The sequence below is a fragment of the Bradyrhizobium sp. 521_C7_N1_3 genome, assembly GCF_052075975.1.
GTDB classification, from domain to species: domain Bacteria; phylum Pseudomonadota; class Alphaproteobacteria; order Rhizobiales; family Xanthobacteraceae; genus Bradyrhizobium; species Bradyrhizobium japonicum.
On the sequence record NZ_CP197232.1, the window covers coordinates 2,575,712 to 2,593,642 of the forward strand.

The 17,931-nt window shown below is 64.6% G+C and carries 15 protein-coding genes; 7 read left to right on the plus strand and 8 right to left on the minus strand.

Going from position 1 to position 17,931, the window contains the following annotated elements; all coding sequences use genetic code 11:
• Nucleotides 1-12 precede the first annotated feature (12 nt).
• Entirely contained in the window at nt 13-486 is a 474-nt protein-coding gene (ybaK, locus tag AB7008_RS11630; RefSeq protein WP_264621927.1) for a Cys-tRNA(Pro) deacylase, read from the plus strand.
• 226 nt (nt 487-712) lie between these two features.
• Nucleotides 713-1,462, plus strand: coding sequence for a hypothetical protein (locus AB7008_RS11635; RefSeq protein WP_441258838.1), 750 nt, complete (start codon nt 713-715; stop codon nt 1,460-1,462).
• A gap of 130 nt (nt 1,463-1,592) precedes the next feature.
• Here AB7008_RS11635 and AB7008_RS11640 read toward each other — a convergent pair whose 3' ends face one another.
• Complete coding sequence (locus AB7008_RS11640) at nt 1,593-2,276, minus strand: GntR family transcriptional regulator (RefSeq protein ID WP_264621929.1); 684 nt, start codon at nt 2,274-2,276, stop codon at nt 1,593-1,595.
• Between the two features lie 149 nt (nt 2,277-2,425).
• Between AB7008_RS11640 and tcuA the strand changes: the two genes are divergently transcribed.
• From tcuA to AB7008_RS11660, 4 genes are all read left to right on the plus strand, one after another.
• Nucleotides 2,426-3,817: an FAD-dependent tricarballylate dehydrogenase TcuA gene (tcuA, locus tag AB7008_RS11645; RefSeq protein ID WP_264621930.1), complete on the plus strand. Its 1,392-nt coding sequence runs from the start codon at nt 2,426-2,428 to the stop codon at nt 3,815-3,817.
• A complete protein-coding gene (tcuB, locus tag AB7008_RS11650; protein ID WP_304492894.1) occupies nt 3,804-4,910 on the plus strand; it encodes a tricarballylate utilization 4Fe-4S protein TcuB in 1,107 nt (368 codons plus the stop codon). The genes tcuA and tcuB overlap by 14 nt, the downstream gene beginning before the upstream one ends.
• A 76-nt stretch (nt 4,911-4,986) precedes the next feature.
• A complete protein-coding gene (locus tag AB7008_RS11655; RefSeq protein ID WP_304494137.1) occupies nt 4,987-5,139 on the plus strand; it encodes a DUF5993 family protein in 153 nt (50 codons plus the stop codon).
• Between the two features lie 10 nt (nt 5,140-5,149).
• The gene (locus AB7008_RS11660; RefSeq protein WP_439711296.1) at nt 5,150-5,716 is read left to right on the plus strand and encodes a disulfide bond formation protein B; all 567 of its coding nucleotides are present in this window, start codon (nt 5,150-5,152) and stop codon (nt 5,714-5,716) included.
• Here AB7008_RS11660 and AB7008_RS11665 read toward each other — a convergent pair.
• From AB7008_RS11665 to AB7008_RS11675, 3 genes are all read right to left on the minus strand, one after another.
• The gene (locus tag AB7008_RS11665; RefSeq protein ID WP_304492896.1) at nt 5,709-6,401 is read right to left on the minus strand and encodes an esterase/lipase family protein; all 693 of its coding nucleotides are present in this window, start codon (nt 6,399-6,401) and stop codon (nt 5,709-5,711) included. The two genes, AB7008_RS11660 and AB7008_RS11665, sit on opposite strands and share 8 nt — an antisense overlap.
• The gene (locus AB7008_RS11670; RefSeq protein ID WP_304492897.1) at nt 6,394-9,798 is read right to left on the minus strand and encodes an acyl-[ACP]--phospholipid O-acyltransferase; all 3,405 of its coding nucleotides are present in this window, start codon (nt 9,796-9,798) and stop codon (nt 6,394-6,396) included. The genes AB7008_RS11665 and AB7008_RS11670 overlap by 8 nt, the downstream gene beginning before the upstream one ends.
• Before the next feature lie 361 nt (nt 9,799-10,159).
• A complete protein-coding gene (locus AB7008_RS11675) occupies nt 10,160-10,426 on the minus strand; it encodes a hypothetical protein (protein WP_028170063.1) in 267 nt (88 codons plus the stop codon).
• Nucleotides 10,427-10,477: 51 nt separating this feature from the next.
• Between AB7008_RS11675 and AB7008_RS11680 the strand changes: the two genes are divergently transcribed.
• Nucleotides 10,478-11,110, plus strand: coding sequence for a TetR/AcrR family transcriptional regulator (locus tag AB7008_RS11680; RefSeq protein ID WP_162131489.1), 633 nt, complete (start codon nt 10,478-10,480; stop codon nt 11,108-11,110).
• A gap of 13 nt (nt 11,111-11,123) precedes the next feature.
• Here the strand turns inward: AB7008_RS11680 and AB7008_RS11685 are convergent, their stop codons facing one another.
• From AB7008_RS11685 to AB7008_RS11700, 4 genes are all read right to left on the minus strand, one after another.
• On the minus strand, nt 11,124-13,760 hold the full coding sequence (locus tag AB7008_RS11685; RefSeq protein ID WP_441258839.1) for an autotransporter outer membrane beta-barrel domain-containing protein: 2,637 nt from the start codon (nt 13,758-13,760) through the stop codon (nt 11,124-11,126).
• 271 nt (nt 13,761-14,031) lie between these two features.
• Nucleotides 14,032-15,345 (minus strand): GGDEF domain-containing protein, encoded by a 1,314-nt coding sequence (locus AB7008_RS11690; RefSeq protein ID WP_304492899.1) that lies wholly within the window; start codon nt 15,343-15,345, stop codon nt 14,032-14,034.
• Between the two features lie 246 nt (nt 15,346-15,591).
• Complete coding sequence (pncB, locus tag AB7008_RS11695; RefSeq protein WP_304492900.1) at nt 15,592-16,896, minus strand: nicotinate phosphoribosyltransferase; 1,305 nt, start codon at nt 16,894-16,896, stop codon at nt 15,592-15,594.
• A gap of 80 nt (nt 16,897-16,976) precedes the next feature.
• Nucleotides 16,977-17,906, minus strand: a complete 930-nt coding sequence (locus AB7008_RS11700; protein ID WP_212098297.1) for a LysR family transcriptional regulator — start codon at nt 17,904-17,906, stop codon at nt 16,977-16,979.
• Nucleotides 17,907-17,931 lie beyond the last annotated feature (25 nt).

Here is a 17,931-nt window from a genome sequence, read left to right on the forward strand (position 1 = left end):
TAAACATGACCCATGTCCAAAGTCACCCCAGCCACGCGCGCGCTTGCAGCCGCCGGCGTTGCTTTCACCGTGCACACCTACGAGTACGATCCTGACGCCGAGAGCATCGGGCTCCAGGCGGCGTCGGCCCTCGGTGAAGATCCGGCGCGCGTGCTGAAGACGCTGATGGCGCTGGTGGATGGCAAGCCGATCTGCGTCGTCGTCCCGTCCGACCAGGAAGTCTCCATGAAAAAGCTCGCCGCTGCCGCGAGCGGCAAGTCGGCGCAGATGATGAAGCCGCCCGAGGCCGAGCGCGTCACCGGCTACAAGGTCGGTGGCATCAGCCCGTTCGGGCAGCGCAAACCGGTGCGTACCGTGATCGAGCAGAGCGCGCTCGCGCACGAGCTGGTCTATCTCAATGGCGGCCAGCGCGGCCTGCAGGTGCGGCTGAAGCCGACGGACGTGCGGGATGTCGTGAAGGCGGTCGTGGCAGACGTGCTGGCGTGATGGCCCTCGAGGCAAAGCGAGAGATCGGCGTGCGGAGCTTGGCCTTATTTCCGGCAATCGCCAGGCTGATCGATCCCTCCGGGTTTCCGCAATGGCAGCATGTTTCGCGCGAACCGGTATCGCCGTCGCTCGTGTTTCGGCGGAGGTCGGCTCCGGGCAAATGCTGATGGTCAGCGGGCAGTGTGCCAAGGTCGGCTAAGGGCCAGGAGCAAAAGAAGCTTCGCTGGTGGCGGCGCATGGGACAGGCTATCATCGCATCGGTATGACCCGGCCCGTTTGCAGCATCCGCTCTGGACTTGTGATCGTCGAAGGGATCATGGGGTCCGGCAAGTCGACGAACGTACGGCGAATCGCCGATCGATTGAATAGATCCGGCATCGCCGCCCTCGGCATCACCGAGGGCGTCAGTCCACATCCGATCCGCTTCGATTGGGAGGTGCCGTGGGCGGACATGCCGGCAACGCAACTGGCGAAATCAGCCGCCGCACGCTGGCGTGCATACGTCAATTCGGCCTCGACGTCAGAGCGCATCACAGTTGTCGATGGACAACTCTTCCATGGCAATCTGACGTCACTGTTCCTGCTTGATGCCGACACAGCCCTGATTCGTGGCTACCTCCATGAGGTGGTGACTGCCATCAAGCCATTACGTCCCTTGCTCATCTACTTTAATCAAGATGACGTTGACCGGGCGATCAGAACGGTTGCTGCCGAGCGTGGTGATGCATGGGTGACATATCAGGTCGACTGGAAACTGGCATCGCCCTATGCCGTCAGGCACGGCCTGGTTGGCCTTGACGGGCTTATCGAGCTGTACCGTAATTATCGCAGGCTCACTGACCGGCTTTACGCAGAGCTGGATATCCCGAAGATCAGCATCGAGAACTCGGGAAGGGAATGGTCGAAATATGAAGCGACCATCGATACCATTCTGATGAACCCACCCGGGACTGCCGAGGTTACGAATTTGGATTGATCACCGCGTTCTCGATCTTGCGGAAAACGCGCTGGGACAGCCAGGTCCACTTCGGGTCATAAGCAGTCGATGCCGACCAAGCGGAGCGACTTCCACTTAACCCGCAAGCTGACGTTGACGAGTACACGTCCTACTGCTTCTGCAGCAGCTTGAGCCGGCAGCGCAGTGCCTCGCGGATATGCGCCCGCGCAAGCTGCTCGGCCTTGTCGCCGTCGCGCGCGGCGATGGCGTCGATGATGGCCTGGTGCTCGCCGTGGCTGGTCGAGGGACGGCCCGTCACCGTGAAGGTGGTCGGGCCCAGCAGCGCGATCCAGTCCTGCAATTCGCGCGAGGCGTTGTCGAGATAGCGGTTGCGCGCGGCGCGGCAGATGGCTTCGTGGAAGGCGCGGTTGAGCCGCGCCATCTCGGCAGCGTCTGACGCCGATGCCTCGACAAAGGCCTGCTCAATGTCTCGGAGTGCGTCGACCTCGGGAGTGGAGGCGTGCTCGGCGGCCAGGCGCGCTGCAGCACCTTCCATGATCTCGCGCATGGCGTAGAGCTCGAGCACCTCGGAAATGTCGAGGTCGCGCACGATCAGCCCGCGCCCGGCGGCAGGTTCGACGAAACCGCGGGCCGCGAGACGGCCAAGTGCCTCACGGACCGGCGTGCGGCTGACCTTGAGCCGCTGCGCGACCTCTTCCTCGCGCAGCCGGTCGCCGGCGCGGTAACTGCCGGCCTGAAGCGCCTCGCACAGCGAGCGGAACACGGCTTCGCCCAGTGCCACGCCGCCGCCGCGTGCGATCGATCCGCCTGTCTTTGCCGCGCGCTTGGCCATGTTCCCTCACGGCGCATCCTGCCCATGCAGAGATGCCACTTGCAGTGCCGATGTATATCTTTGTATACAAAAGTACGCAATGGTTGCCTTGGTCGATCGGGGTCCTCGGCGGCAGAATGTCTCTAACTTCGTCGCATCGGGCAGACGGGATGAGCAGCAAATACGACGTCTTGGTGATTGGCGGCGGCAATGCGGCGCTGTGCGCGGCGATCTCGGCGCGCCGCGGCGGTGCCTCGGTGCTCGTGCTGGAGGGCGCGCCAAAATTCTATCGCGGCGGCAACACCCGCCACACCCGCAACATGCGCTGCGCCCATGACGCCGCCACCGAAATCCTCACCGGCCCCTACACCGAGGAGGAGTTCTGGGAGGATCTGCTGCGCGTCACCGGCGGGCAGACCGACGAGGTGCTCGCGCGGCACATGATCCGGGAGTCCAAGGACATCCTGAACTGGATCGTGGAGCAGGGCGTGCGCTGGCAGCCTTCGCTCGGCGGCACGCTGAGCCTTGGCCGCACCAACTCCTTCTTTCTCGGCGGCGGCCGCGCGATGTTGAACGCGCTCTATCTCACCGCCGAGCGGCTCGGCGTCGATGTCGAGTACGACGCCGAGGTCACCGATCTCGTGATCGAGGACGGCATGTTCCTCGCCGCGCGCCTCAAGCGACCGATCAAGGGCGAGACCGAGATCCGCGCGACGTCGCTGGTCGCCGCTGCCGGCGGGTTCGAGGCCAACATCGAATGGCTGAAGCAATATTGGGGCGAGGCCGCGGACAATTTCCTGATCCGCGGCACGCCCTATAATCGCGGTTCGATATTGAAGATGCTGCTCGACAGGGGCGTGCAGGAGGTCGGCGACCCCACCCAGTGCCATGCGGTCGCGATCGACGCCCGTGCGCCGAAATTCGACGGCGGCATCATCACACGCCACGACTCCGTCGTGTTCGGCATCGTCGTCAACAAGCACGCCCAGCGATTCTACGACGAGGGCGAGGACATCTGGCCGAAGCGCTACGCGATCTGGGGCCGGCTGGTCGCGGCGCAGCCCGACCAGATCGCCTACATCATCTTCGATTCGACCGTCGTCACCAGCTTCATGCCGACGCTGTTCCCGCCGATCGCCGGGCAGACGGTCGCCGAGCTGGCCGGCAAGCTCGAGCTCGATCCGGCTGCGCTGGAGAAGACCATCACCGAGTTCAACGCGGCCGTGCGGCCCGGCACGTTCGACCACACCATCCTGGACGACTGCGTGACTGAAGGCATCACGCCGCCGAAGACGCATTGGGCGCGCAAAATCGAGACGCCGCCTTATCTCGCCTATCCGGTGCGGCCCGGCATCACCTTCACCTATCTCGGCACGCGCGTGACCAAGGAGGCGCGGATGCTGATGGCTGACGGCAAGCCGTCCGCCAACATGTTCGCGGCCGGCGAGATCATGGCCGGCAACGTGCTCGGCAAGGGCTATGCGGCCGGCATGGGCATGACCATCGGTAGCGTGTTCGGGCGGATCGCAGGACGGGAAGCGGCGAAACATGCACGGAACTAGAATTCTGGACGAAGCCGACCGTCTGATGACGGTCTGCAATTCCTGCCGCTACTGCGAGGGTCTTTGCGCGGTATTTCCCGCCATGGAGATGCGGCGCGCCTTCTCCGACGGAGATCTCAACTATCTCGCAAACCTCTGCCATTCCTGCGGCGCCTGCTACGTCGATTGCCAGTTCTCGCCGCCGCACGAGTTCAATGTCAACGTTCCCAGGACGCTTGCTGTTGCGCGCGCCGAGTCCTACGCGGCCTATGCTTGGCCGCAGGCGCTGTCCGGTGCCTTCGCCCGCAACGGGCTCGTCATCAGCATCATTGCCGCGCTCAGCATGGCGGCTTTCATTCTCGGCTTCGCCGCTTTGAATGACCGCAGCGTATTGTTCGGCGTGCACACCGGCCCAGGCGCTTTCTACAAGCTGATGCCGCACAATGCGATGGCCGCATTGTTCAGCGCCGCCTTCCTCTACGCGATCCTCGCGCTGGTCATGAGCGTGCGTGCCTTCTGGCGCGATATCGGTACACCGATCGGCGGCCGCGCCGACGGCGGCTCGATCTTCCAGGCGATCCGCGATGCCGGCGAGCTGCGCTATCTCCACGGCGGCGGCGTCGGCTGCTACAACGAGGACGACAAGCCGACCGACCGGCGCAAGCTTTTCCATCACCTGACGTTCTACGGTTTTCTGCTGTGCTTCGCCGCAACGTCGGTGGCGACGCTCTATCACTACCTCTGGGGCCGCGAGGCGCCGTATCCATGGTGGGATCTGCCCGTGGTGCTGGGGACACTCGGCGGCATCGGTCTCATCGTCGGTCCGATCGGCCTGCTCGTTGCGAAAACGCGGCGTGCACCGGAACTGCTCGACGAGCAGCGCTACGGCATGGACGTCGGCTTCATCGCCATGCTGTTCCTGACCGGCTTCACCGGCATGGCGCTGCTGGTCCTGCGCGAGACCGCCGCCATGGGGCCGCTGCTGGCCCTGCATCTTGGCGCAGTGTTCGCGCTGTTCATCACCATGCCCTATGGCAAGTTCGTGCACGGCATCTATCGCTTCGTGGCGCTGGTGCGTTATGCGCAGGAGCGGCGCAGCGAGGCCGGCTCTTGAGGGGCGTGCGGGGCTGACGTATGTCTTCCCGGCTCGCGCACAGCGCGAATCGCTTGGGGAGCCCGCGCTCGTGTATATGTTTCTGCCATTTTTGCTGGCGCTCGCGGGCTGCGCGAGTGTCTGGCGTTCGCGCGCGGGACTGAGCTATGCGCTCTGGAGCGCAACAATCGTCGTCACCGTCGCATGGTTCTTCCACCACGCGACCGATCCGCTGAAATTCTCGTTCTGATGGTGTCGAGATGAGCACCACAGAGATGAGCGAGCAACGGCCGGTCGGTGCGATCCTGAACATGCTTGGGCTGCTCGGGATCTCGTTGATCCTGACGGTCGCGTTCGCCTATCAGCTTGCGCTCGGCGAGCTGCCTTGCCCGCTTTGCCTGTTGCAAAGGGCGGGGTTCATCGCGATCGGCATGGGTTTTTTGTTCAACCTGCGCCTCGGTGAGCGTCCATCGCACTACGCGATGATTCTCGTTTCCAGCCTCGTCACCGGCTTCATCTCGATGCGGCAGGTGTCGCTGCATCTTGCGCCCGGCGATCCCGGATACGGCTCGGCGCTGTTTGGGCTGCATTTCTACACCTGGGCGCTGATGGCGGCGATCGGGATCGTGTGTTATGTCGCGCTCGTCTTCGTCCTGACGGATCTGACCGGCAGGCGAGACGGGGACGCGCCTTTGAACGGTGCGGCATCGAACGCGGTCTTCGCGATCTTTGCATTGTTGGTTGCCGCCAATCTTTTGTCCACGGTGCTGGAGTGCGGCGCGGGTCAGTGCGACGACAACCCGGTTCGCTATCACTTGCTCAAGTGATCGGATTGAAGCGGCCGTCGTGCAGGAACGCGATCGTCTGCTCGATCGCGACGGCATTTCGTGGAAGTCCGGTGTGCGATGCCTTGACGACGATGTGGTCGGTCATGTCGGCCAATTTCGCGCTTTCGACTGAAACCCGTCCGTCATTGGGCCGCGGCAGGACAAAGGCCGAGGCGATTGGCGCGATGGTGCGGCATCCCGCGATGACGCCGATCGCATAATCTGGCGGCGGCAGGGCGGCGAGCACAGGGGGCTGGGCTGTCGAAAGCTGCGAGCCGGCAGGACCGAACACAGCGCGATAGAGCGAGAGGTCCTTCAGGAGATCGGCGACTTCGCTGCCGCCGTTGGGTGTGCCCAGCATCACGACACGGCCGAGCCGCATCGGACGATATCTGGCGATGTAAACCCTCGTGAGCAGCCCGCCCATGGAATGGGCGACGAAGTGGATTGCGCCGTCGCATTGTTCTGCAAACGCGGCGACCGGCGCGTGGATGTCTTCCGCAAGCGCTTCGAGCGGCTTCTTGCGGCTGGGGTAGTCGAGATTGAGCGTGGCGAAGCCGTGACGCTGCAACGCTCGATCCAGCTTCTTCAGCGTCCAGGCACCGACGCCAATGCCGTGAAGCAGCACCACGCCGTCGCACCGCGCATTAGGCGGTGCGACGGACGTGGGCTGGACCTCACGCAACCTCGCGCTCCGGCGAGGAGGCCTGCTCGCGGGCCATCGTCGTTGCCGTGACATAGTCGGTCTTGCCGGTGCCGAGCAGCGGCACCTTGTCGACCACCATGATCGCCGCGGGCACGGTCAGCTCGGACGCGCCGATCGCCTTGGCCTGGCCCTGCATCGCGCTGCGCTCGGCGGTCTTCTCCGTCGTCAGCAGCACGATGCGCTCGCCCTTGCGCTGGTCGGGGATCGACACGGCGACCGAGGCGGCCTGCGGCCACAGCGTCGTCGCGATGCTCTCGACCGCCGACAGCGAGACCATTTCTCCCGCGATCTTGGCGAAGCGCTTGGCGCGGCCCTTGATGGTGATGAAGCCGGCCGGGTCGATCGCCACGATGTCGCCGGTGTCGTGCCAGCCCTCGGCGAGCGGTTCGAGCACGCCGGGATTTTCGGCCCTGAGGTAACCGAGCATCACGTTCGGCCCGCGCACCGACAGGCGTCCGCCTTCCTCGATGCCGGGGACCGGATCGAGGCGGCTTTCCATCAGCGGCGACAGACGGCCGACGGTGCCGGGACGGTTGGCCATCGGCGTGTTCATCGCCAGCACCGGCGCGGTCTCGGTGACGCCGTAGCCTTCCAGGATGCGGATGCCGTAGCGCTCCATGAACACCTGCCGCGTGCGGTCCTTGACCGCCTCCGCGCCGGCGATCACCAGGCGCAGCGTGCGGAAATCGTAGGCATGCGCCGAGCGGGCATAGCCGGTGAGGAAGGTGTCGGTACCGAACAGGATGGTGGCGCCGGTCTGGTAGATCAGCTCGGGCACGATCCGGTAGTGCAGCGGCGAGGGGTACATGTAGATCGGAATGCCAGCGAGCAGCGGCATCATCATTCCGCCGGTCAGCCCGAAGGAGTGGAACACCGGCAGCACGTTGAACACCTTGTCATTGGCGTTGGCATCGACCCGGGCCAGCGCCTGCGCGGCATTCGCAAGGATGTTGCGGTGGGACAGCACGACGCCCTTGGGCGTGCCTTCCGAGCCCGAGGTGAACAGCACGACGGCCGGATCGTTGGCCTGGCGGGCGACGCGCGGCGCAGTGCCCGCGAGCAGCCCCTTGATCTTGTCGGCCGTACCGATCGAATCGCGGACATCCTCGAGATAGACGACGCGGGCTTCCGCAGAGATCGCGGCCATCAGCTTGTCGAGCTTGCCCTTCTCGATAAAGGCCTTCGAGGTCAGCACGGTCTTGACCTGCGCGGCCTTCATGGCGGCGAGGACGTTGACCGGGCCGGCCGAGAAGTTGAGCATGGCCGGGACCCGGCCGATGCTTTGCAGCGCCATGAAGACGACGGCGACGCCCGCGGAATTCGGCAGCAGCACGCCGACATTTTCGCCGGCCACCGTGCCGGTCTCGAGCTTGCGGCTCAAGACCTGCGCGCCGAGGATCAGCTTGCGATAGGTCAACTTGGTGCCGAGCGCGTCCTCGATGATGACCTTGCCGGTGTCGCGGTCGCGATAGGCGTGTCCGAGTGCTTCGAACAGCGTGTGGTCAAGCATGGCATTCTTCACCATGGCGTCGATCATCACGTCCTGGAGCGCGGCGCCGGCGGCATTGCGGCGTGCCTTGCCCTTCAGCGCCGGATCGACCGGAAGCTTGACCGGCGGCAGTATCGTGACCGTCACCCGCGGAAACCACGAGCGCTTGATCTGGCTGCCGTTGAGGTAGCTGAGATGCGAGCGCTGCGCGCCCTCGATACGGACAGGCACGACCACCGCATCGGCCTTGTCCGCGATCATCGCGGTGCCGTCATAGACCTTCATCAGCGAGCCGGAGACGGTGATGCGTCCTTCCGGGAAGATCACGACCGGTTCGCCTGCGGCGACGAGCTTGATCAGGTCGCGTGCGGCCAACGGCTTGGTCGGATCCATGGTGTAGTGCTTGACCACACGCAGGAACGGCTTGGCCCACCAGGCCTTGGAGATGCCGGTATCGACCGCGAAGCTCGCATCGATCGGCAGCACGGCGTGCAGCAGCGGGCCGTCGATCAGGCTGACATGGTTGGGCGCGATCAGCATGCGCGTGCCCGGAGGCGGCAGGTTCTCGAGCCCGCGAATCTCGGTGCGGAACAGCGCGCGGAACAGCAGCCCGCCGAAGTCGCGCACGCCTTCCTTGCCCCACTTGGTCAGCACGAACCACACCGCGCCGAAGCTGGCGACGCCGAGGCCGAAGAAGATCCAGCCGACGTGCAATCCGCCCGCCTGCAACAGCGCGACGAACAGCGAGCCGACCACCATGAAGGCGGCCTGCAGCACGTTGCCGGCGGCGATGATGCGGGCGCGCTCGGTCGGTGCCGACCAGGCCTGGACGGCAGCAAAGGACGGAACGACGAACAAGCCACCGCCGAATGCGAAGGCGACGAAGTCGATCAGCATGCGCAGGCCGGCGAACGAGGTTGCGAAGTCGACCGCGGCGATGTCCTGCCCCTTGGCGGTCACACCGATGGCCCAGGCGAGATCGAGGCCGGCAAACCCCATGATGATGGCGCCGATCGGCACCAGCGCGAGGTTCGGGCGGACGTGGCTCAGGCTGGCCGCGAACAGCGAGCCGATGGCGATGCCGATCGCGAAAGTCGCAAGACACAGCGTCACCACGCCTTCGGTGCCACCGACGACCTCCTTGACTAGCGCCGGCAGCAGCGACAGCACGATGGCGCCGACCAGCCAGAACCATGAGACGATCACGGTGCCGTCCCACAGCCGCTTGTCCGCGTAGAGCGTCTTCAACAGGCCGAGCGTCGAGGTCCAGGGATTGGCGTTGACGGGCAGGTCGGGTGCCGACGGCGTGGTCTGCGGAATGCGGGAGGCGAAGGCCCAGGACAGCAGAGCCAGCACGACCACGGCCGATGCAACCCAGCCCATATGCGCGGAGCCGGCCACGAACTGGCCGCCGGCGACGGTGCCGAGCAGGATGGCCATGAAGGTGGCGCCTTCGACCAGCGCGTTGCCGGTTGCGAGCTCACCGAGCTCGAGCTGGTCCGGCAGCATGGCGTATTTCACCGGGCCGAACAGGGCGGCGATGGTGCCGAACAGCGCGAGCGCCGTAAACAGCAGCGGCACCGAGTGCAGGAAGAAGCCGGCGGCCGCGAAGCCCGCGGCGAAGATCTCGACGAATTTGAGCCGCCGCGCGACGACGGATTTGACGTACTTGTCGGCGAGCTGGCCGCCGAGCCCCGACAGGATGAAATAGGGGAAGATGAAGACGGCGCCTGCGACCGTCACCAGCGCGTCGCCGTGACCGGTCGCGGCACTGTAAAGCAGGATGATGACGAGTGCGTTCTTGAGCACGTTGTCATTGAGCGCCGAGAAAAATTGCGCCCAGAACAGCGGCGCGAAGCGGCGTGACGACATCAATTCCCTGATCATGACAAGTCCTGTTTTGGGAAGGCAGCCTGAGATGGTTACGTTGTCGGTGAGGCGTCACGACCGGAAGCTTACGGAACGAACGATGGCTGGATGACGACGGTCGCCGGCCTGCTCTGCCCCCTCGACACTTCCGATCCTGTTGGTCTCCAAATGATCTCGTTAGGTTCGCAAATATCTGGTCACAGCCGTGGTTCGGACGGACCGGCCGCGCTTTTCCGGATACCGCGCGGAGCGATGAGGAAATGTTGAACCGCATCGCCAAAGGCCGCGGCATCGGCTGCGAATGTCGGGACATGGTAAGTCCTTCCTTGCAGCCGGGTCTTGCATTCGAGCCGACCAGAACGTCCCGGGTGCGCCCGCCTCAGGTGAGATGAGCGAGGTGGCGAAAGGGCGAGAGGCGGCCGAGCAGGCTGAACCGGCGGCCCGCGTGACGGCTACGGGCGCGGCTCGCCCGCCACATCCGGAAGGTCGCGCGGCGCTCGGTGAGCACGCCGGCAATGTCGCAGGCATTTGCGATGCGATCGATCGGTCGCATCGCGAACTTGAGGACGGCCCGGCCAAGGCCGGCCACGAGAGCCGCAGCGTCGTCGACGAAGGTGGAGGCGATATCAACAGCGAGGGTTTGCATTTTGCAGATCTCCGGGTTAATTTGAACAATGTTCACATGAGTAGCTTGAAAATGAACAATGTTCAAGAAGAATCGCCGCGCGACCAGAAAAAAAATCGGCGGAGGCTCCTGATCCTGGAGATCGCCCGCGGCATTATTTCAGCTAAGGGGCTGAGATCATTGAAGGTTCGGGACGTTGCGGAGGCCGCCAATTGCTCGGTCGGCAGCGTCTATAACGAGTTCGGAGACTTCGACGGGGTGATCCTGACGGTCAATCGGGAGACGGTTCAGGCGCTCACGGTGCGGCTCGGCGAGGTCCCGGCGGACGATCCCGTTCGTCAGCTCTACGGGCTGGCCGCGACCTATCTCGAATTCTTCGCCGAGCACGCAAACCTGCTGCGCTCGCTGTTCGAGCATCGGATGGAGGACGACCGTCCTTATCCCGACGACATCCTTCAGATGGTGATGGACGCTTTCGCGCTGATGCATCCACCCCTGGTGCGGCTGCTACCGGATGCGGACGACGTGAGGATCGCGCTGCTGTCGCGCACGCTGTTTTCCGCGGTGCACGGAATCATCTCGCTCGGCCTCGAGGAGCGCATGGTGGCGGTGCCGCCCCAGATGCTGCGCCAGCAGGTCGAGCAATTCGTCGATACGCATCTCGCCGGCCTTGGGATCGTACCGGTCGGCGCGCGGTCGCCTTGAGGAGATCAAGCGGCTACCACGCGTATCGCAGGCTCGCGGTGCCGGAATAAGTGGTGCTGCGCGCCGCGAACTCGCCGTCGAACTTCGCCGACAGGGCAACGCCGTTCGAGAACTTCAGCTCGGCACCGGCAGATGCGAGCGCGGTGTTCTTTGCCGGCGTCGCGCCGTTGACGATGAAGCTCGCGCCGGGCAGCACCTGGAATGCGGCGACGAGCGTCGGATCGCTCACCCAATCATGGGCCCAGGCCGCGCGGCCGCGCAACGTGAGGACCGAGTTCGGCGTGACCAGCGTCGCGCGATCGAAGCGCGCGCCGAGCTCGCTCCGTGTGTCGGAGGCCGTGCGTCCCCGATAGGTCAGGCCAAAGCCGCTGGCGGCCAGATCGGCCTCGGTATAGGTCGGTGTGCGAAAAGCCTGCGCCTGCGCCGCCACGTATGGCGTGAGGCCGCCAATCGGCGTGGCGAAGCGATAGCCGCCCTCGATGCGGCCTCCGACGGTTTGCGCGTCGAATTTGGCGGTGAGCTGGTTGCCGAACGGTGCGAGCCGGTCTGTCGACATCCAATGATTGGCCACGGCGAGAGAGGCGGCGAAATAGGCCGGCCCCGCACGCACGGCGGTGTAGACGCCGGCCTGGATTGCATCGCTCTTGCCGCCGCCGATCGCCTGCGCGAGGTCCCATTTGGTGCCGCCGCCCGACAGCGCGAAGCCGACCAGCGCATCGCGGCCGAAATGATAATCGGCGCCGGCTGCGACGCCGCCGGTTCGCGCGCCGAGGTCGTGACTGCCGATCACGACGGGGTCGCCGCTGGTGCGGTTGGTACCACCGAACGCCGTGCCCCAGGCCGTCCAGCGCTCTGCAAAGGCAGGCGCCTTCGTGGCCGGCGTCCCCAGCACCCTGTTGTAGGCGAGGGCGATATCGGCCGGCAGCGCGGCGCGCTCCGCGCTGAAGCCGAGCGCCGTGTCGCCGGTGCTCATGCCACTGCGTCCACCCACGAACGGATCGAGCATCAAGCCGAGGAACTGGCTTGTGAACTGGAAGGCGCCCTGCTGGGCGCCGGTGGCGGCCTCACCCGAAAGCTGGTCCAGATTGTAACGGAGCTGGGCGTCGCTCTGGCCTGCGAAGGAGGAGAGGAAAGGCAGGTTGGGACCGAACGCACTCAAGGCGCCGGCCACGGCCTTCTGGTTCTGCGTCTGCGCGATGGAGAGGAACGCGGCGTTGTTGTAGTTGAGCGTCAGGAAGACGCTGAACCCGTCATAGCTGAGGGAGGAAGCGAAGAGCTGCGGATTGTATCCGCTGACAGTCACGCCCGAGAAGCTGCCGGTGACGCCAGTCGTCGTGCTCAGGATGGTATATTGCGTCGACGGATTGTAGGCGCCCGCAAGCGTGGTGACGGCGACGGTGCCGCCGGTCAGCGTCGCGCTCATGGCGGCAATCTTGTCTGATTGTCCGGCCGCGTTGACCGAGATCGCGTATGTCGACCCTGACTGGAAGGCCGCATTGGTGTTGACGACGAGTTGACCGAGATTGCCGGGCGCGACCGTGCCGCCCGACACCACTGTGAGCGATCCGATCATGCCGCTGCCACTGAGCGTGCCGCCGGTCACGACCGTCGCGATGTTGGCCATTGTGCCGTTGACGATGAGGGTGCCGGCCTGGATGGCCATGGTGGCCGCGTCCATCGTGATGCCCGTCAGCGTCCAGGTCGAACTACCGGTCTTTTCCAGCACTTCGAAGTCCTTGAACTGGCCGGCCGCGCCGAATGTGCTGAGGTCGAACGCCGCGTTGGCGGTCCCGCCCAGGCGCAACGTGTCCAGTCCGTTGGCGCCCATGACCCAGCCTGTGATGTTCGATCCCGCGCGCAGCTCGAAGACGTCGTTCCCATTCTTGAGATCGACTGCGATGCTGACGCCACTGCTGGTGATCGTGCCCGAATTGATGATGATGTCCTGACTGTTCGAGCCGAGGATTGCAGTGCCCGAAGCGTTCGATATGGTGCCGGCATTGTTGATGGTGTTGCCGTCCGCCGCGCCGTTGAAATCGATGGCTGCGGGGCCGTTGCCTTGGACAAGGCCGCTCGACAGGATGTTCAGCTGATTGCCTGCCGAACCGCCGAAGATGCCGATGCCGGCGGTTCCGGCCGCGCCGCTTCCAACCGTACCCCCGATCACGACGATGTTGTTGTTCGAACCGATGAGGCCAAGCGCCGTCGTCCCGACGGTCGGCGATCCGACTGCAGCACCTGCATCCACCGTGATTGTATTGTTGCTGCCGCCTAACACGTCGATGCCGTCGCTGTTGGCTGGCGCGACCGACGCATTGCCGAAAATCTTGATCGCGCTGTTCGAAGCCGCGTCAAAGACAATGCCGGCAAAGACGGGGTCGTTCAGGGATGTCGGGCTGCCGTCGCCGACGTTGACGGTGACCCCGCTGACCCCCGACGCCGTTCTGACCAGCGTATTGCTCAACCCGGTGCAGGTAATTGAATCGCCGGACTGGAGTGCTATCTGCGAGCCGGCTCCGCTGATCACACATGCCGCTTCTGCCGGCATGATGAACCATGGCAGCGAGCTGCCGAGGGCACCGATCGCTGTGCTCAAGAGAAGCGCGCGCCGCCGGGACGTCGTTGCGCGAACGATATTGCGCGGGGCCATCAAATCATTCCCGGGCACTTCCAAACTCCTCTCGGGGCGCGATTCCAGTCGGATTCGCGGCCGCAGCATCGGGGCGATGCCATCCTTAGCGAGAGAGGTCCCGGCCATCGTGGACCGGCGCGCAATATGATGTGTCCGAATGCGAAGAGGGCTGCTTTTTCAGGGCCATGTGGCCACGACGTCACAACTGCGCCGTGTCACCGCATTGTCCGGCGCGCCGGGGTGGATCGAAGCGCCATCGGGTGGGCCTGAGGCGAACTCCGGGCGGCAATCAGCCTTGCGCAGCGACGGCCTCGCGCGGCCGGGGCGCGACCACCACGACGTCCGGCCGTCCGCTGTCGACCTGGACGCGGTTGCGTCCCTTCTCCTTGGCGCGATAGCAGGCTGCGTCCGCGCGTCGCATCGCGTCCTCGAGCGTCGTTCGGCCGTCGCCGATGCAGGCAACGCCGATGCTGGCGGTCACCGCAAAGCAACGATCGTCCCAGGCGAAGGTGAACAGCTCGAGCGATCTGCGCAGGCGTTCGGCGATATCGACGGTGGTCGAGGGCGAGCATTGCGGCAGGATCAGGCCGAATTCGTCGCCGCCGAGTCGGGCCACCAGATCATGCGGCCCCCGGTCCTGTTGCAGCAGGCGCGAGACCTGGCAGAGCAGGCGGTCGCCGGCGAGGTGGCCGCAGGTGTCGTTGACACTTTTGAACTGGTCGAGGTCGAGCAGGATTAGGCCCAGCGAATCCGCCGCGGTGGTGTCCAGCACGCTTTGCAGGCGCGCCTCGAAGGCGCGGCGGTTGGACAGCCCGGTCAACCAGTCGTGAGATGCCTGCCATGCCAGGCGCTCCTTCTCGGCATGCAACGCATCCTCGAACGCCTGTCGTTGCAGCATCAAGCGCCGCGTGTGCCAGATCAGGAGCAGGATCAGCGTCGCGGCCACCACGATGTTGATGCACGTCAGCGTTACCTTGATGGCGCGGGAGCCTTCGCCGAGGACGGTCGAGAACCGCTTTGCATGGACCGTGAACTGCGTGTTGAGCTCCGAGAGCCGCGACGACAGCAGCCGCAGGCGGTCGCGGTCCTCAATGGGTCCGTGCGCCAGCTCGGACCGGATCACCTCGCCGAACACGCTGAGCTCCAGCAGCATGGGATCGGTGGCCGCCCACTCGTGGATCGCTTCCTGGAGGAAGCTGACGCGGTTGAAATAGCGAAACAGCCAGATCAATCCCGGAACGTCATCGGGATGGTTGCCGCCTTGCAGAAACCCGACGCGGGCAGCCTCGACGTCGACCGGATCGCGCTCGAGTGCCCACCGCGCGAACTCATCGCCGATGGGAACGGCGAGGGACGCCTGGTAGTGGGTGAACTGGCTCGGTTCGCCTGAATGCAGATAGAGATTGAGGAAATAGACGGCGTTCTTCTGTGACCGCGACCACATCGCTTCGCCCGCGACATAGGCGCGGACCGATGACATCACCTCGAGGCTGAATCCCGCGATCGTTGCCTGGAGCACGACGACCATCACGAATGGCGAGACAAGTTTGATGACGTGAAGGAAACTACGCCCCTTCGTCGACGTCGCTGTTCTGCGAAACACCCTGCATTCCCCAAATCGATCGACGACCCCACCGGAGCGTCGCGCCTGCAACGTCAAGTAGAGGGGAAAGTTGCTTAACTCGACCCCAAAGACGCAGGCGACTGCACTGCAGGGTGAAAGCGTCGTGAAGCGGATGCCCGCAGATCGTTGTAAATGCCGCCGAACCGGAACCGATCCGATCGTGGCGAACCAATGCCTCGCATTCGTCCTGCGCGGTTTACCTGAACGAGAGAGTTTGGTCCGGCGTTAGACCAGCACCGGCTTGCGCACCCGGCCGGCGTCGCCGAACACGCGCAAATAGCGTTCGATCTCGGAGGGCATGCCGGTCGCCTTCTCCGGATTGTCCGAGAGCTTGACGGCCGGGTGGCCGTCAACCGACGACACCTTGCAGACCAGCGAGATGGGATCGAGATTGAACGAGCCGTCCGGCGGGCAGCCGACGAAATCATTGGTGAGGTTGGTGCCCCAGCCGAAAGAGAGCCGCGAGCGACCGGAGAAGTGGTGATAGGTCTCCTCGATCGAACCGACATCCATCGCATCGGAGAAGACGAGCAGCTTGTCCTTGGGGTTGCGGCCCTTCTTTTCCCACCAGGCGATGATCTCCTCGCCGGCCTGGATCGGTGGCGCGCTGTCGGGGCGGAAGCCGGTCCAGTCGGCGACCCATTCCGGTGCATCGCGCAGGAAGGATTTGGTGCCGAAGGCGTCGGGCAGCGCGATCAGGAGATTGCCGCCATAAGTCTGGCGCCATTGGTCGAGAATGCGATAGGGCGCCCAGCGCAACTCCTCGTCGTCCTTGGCAAGCGCAGCCGCGACCATCGGCAGCTCATGCGCATTGGTGCCGATGGCTTCGAGATCATTGTCCATCGCCAGCAGCACGTTGGAGGTGCCGATGAAGGACGGACCGAGACCTTCCTTCACCGCCTCGACGCACCAGCGCTGCCAGAGGAAGCCGTGGCGACGGCGGGTGCCGAAGTCGGAGAGCCGCAAATTCTCGAGCTGGCGCAGCCGCTCGACCTTGGTCCACAGCTTGGCCTTGGCGCGGGCATAGAGCACGTCGAGCTCGAAGCGGCCGCGGCCCTTCATCGCGGCGCGCGACCGCAACTCGTTGAGGATGGCGAGCGCCGGAATTTCCCACATCGTGGTGTGGGTCCAGGGCCCGTGGAAATGCAGTTCGTACTGGCCATCGACCTTGCGCAGCTCGTATTCGGGCAGCCGGAATTCGGCCAGCCAGCGGATGAAGTCCGCCGAGAACATGTGGGTCTTGCCGTAGAAGGTGTTACCGGCAAGCCAGATCAGCTCTTTCTTGGCGAAGCGGATGGTGCGGGCGTGGTCGAGCTGGGCGCGCAGCTCGCCCTCGTCGATGATCTCGGCCAGCCGCACATGGCGCGAGCGATTGATGACCGAGAAGGTCACCTGCTGATCCGGATAGTCCTCCCGAATCATCTGTAGCATCAATAACTTGTAGAAGTCGGTATCCAGCAGGCTGCGGATGATGGGGTCCAGCCGCCAGCTATGATTGTAGGTCCGGCTCGCAATATCGGTCACTGTCATGGCCGAATTCTAGCGTGGCGGCCCTCGCGCAACCAGTGGGTTTGGCGAAGGGCAGACTTCCCTGAAACCGTGACCGAGGCTCAGTCTCCGGCCGCCGTTGCGGCCACGGTTTCGAGCTGGCCGCGGATCCAGCGATGGGCCGGGTCTTTCTGATAACGCTGATGCCAGACCATGAACATCGGCAGCTCAGCCAGCGTGCGCGTGCGCGACGCCAATGGAATCCGCGCTTGCGCGAAACCGCGCATCACACCGGAGGCGAGCAGGCTCGGCATGCTCGCCAGCATCTGCGAGCCGTGCAGGAAGGGCGGTACGCCGGAAAAGCTCGGCACGGAGATGGCGATGTCACGAAGAAAGCCGTTCGCTGCCAGCCGGCGGTCGAAATCGAGCCGCTCGTTGTCGGTGTAGACCACTGTGATGTGGCGTGCCGCGAGATAGGCGCTGCGGCCGGCCGGCGCGGTGCGCGCCTTGGGATCGAAGTAGCAGACGTAGTGGTCGCTGAGCAGCCGCTTCTGCACGATGTCGACACCGGATGGCGGCAGCGGCGTGACCATGAGATCGCAGCGGTTTTCGCGCAGCATCGCGGGCGACGGTGACTGCGAGGGGATCACGCGCAGGTTCAGGCTCCTGACCTGTCCCGCGACATGATCGAAAAACCGCGGCAACAGCAGATCGCGCTGGAAGTCGTTGGCGGCGATCGTCAGCGAAAGCTGCGCGCGCGCCGGCTCGAAGGTGACGCCGCCGGCAAAGCTACGCATCTCGTCGATCAACGCGCGCGCTTTCGCAGCTAAGGCCTGGGCATGGGCGGTGGCGACGATGCCGCGGCCGGATTTGGCAAACAGCGGATCGCCCGCGATCCGCCGCAGCTTGTTCAGCCCGTGACTGACCGCCGATTGCGTGAGGCCGAGGCGCGTGGCCGCCGCCGTCACCGAACCTTCTTCCAGCACGGCCAGGAACAGTTCGAGGGCGTGGCCGTCGAGCGCCAAATGATCGATTTCTTTCATATGATTCATTATAATCGATCTATTTATCTTGAGA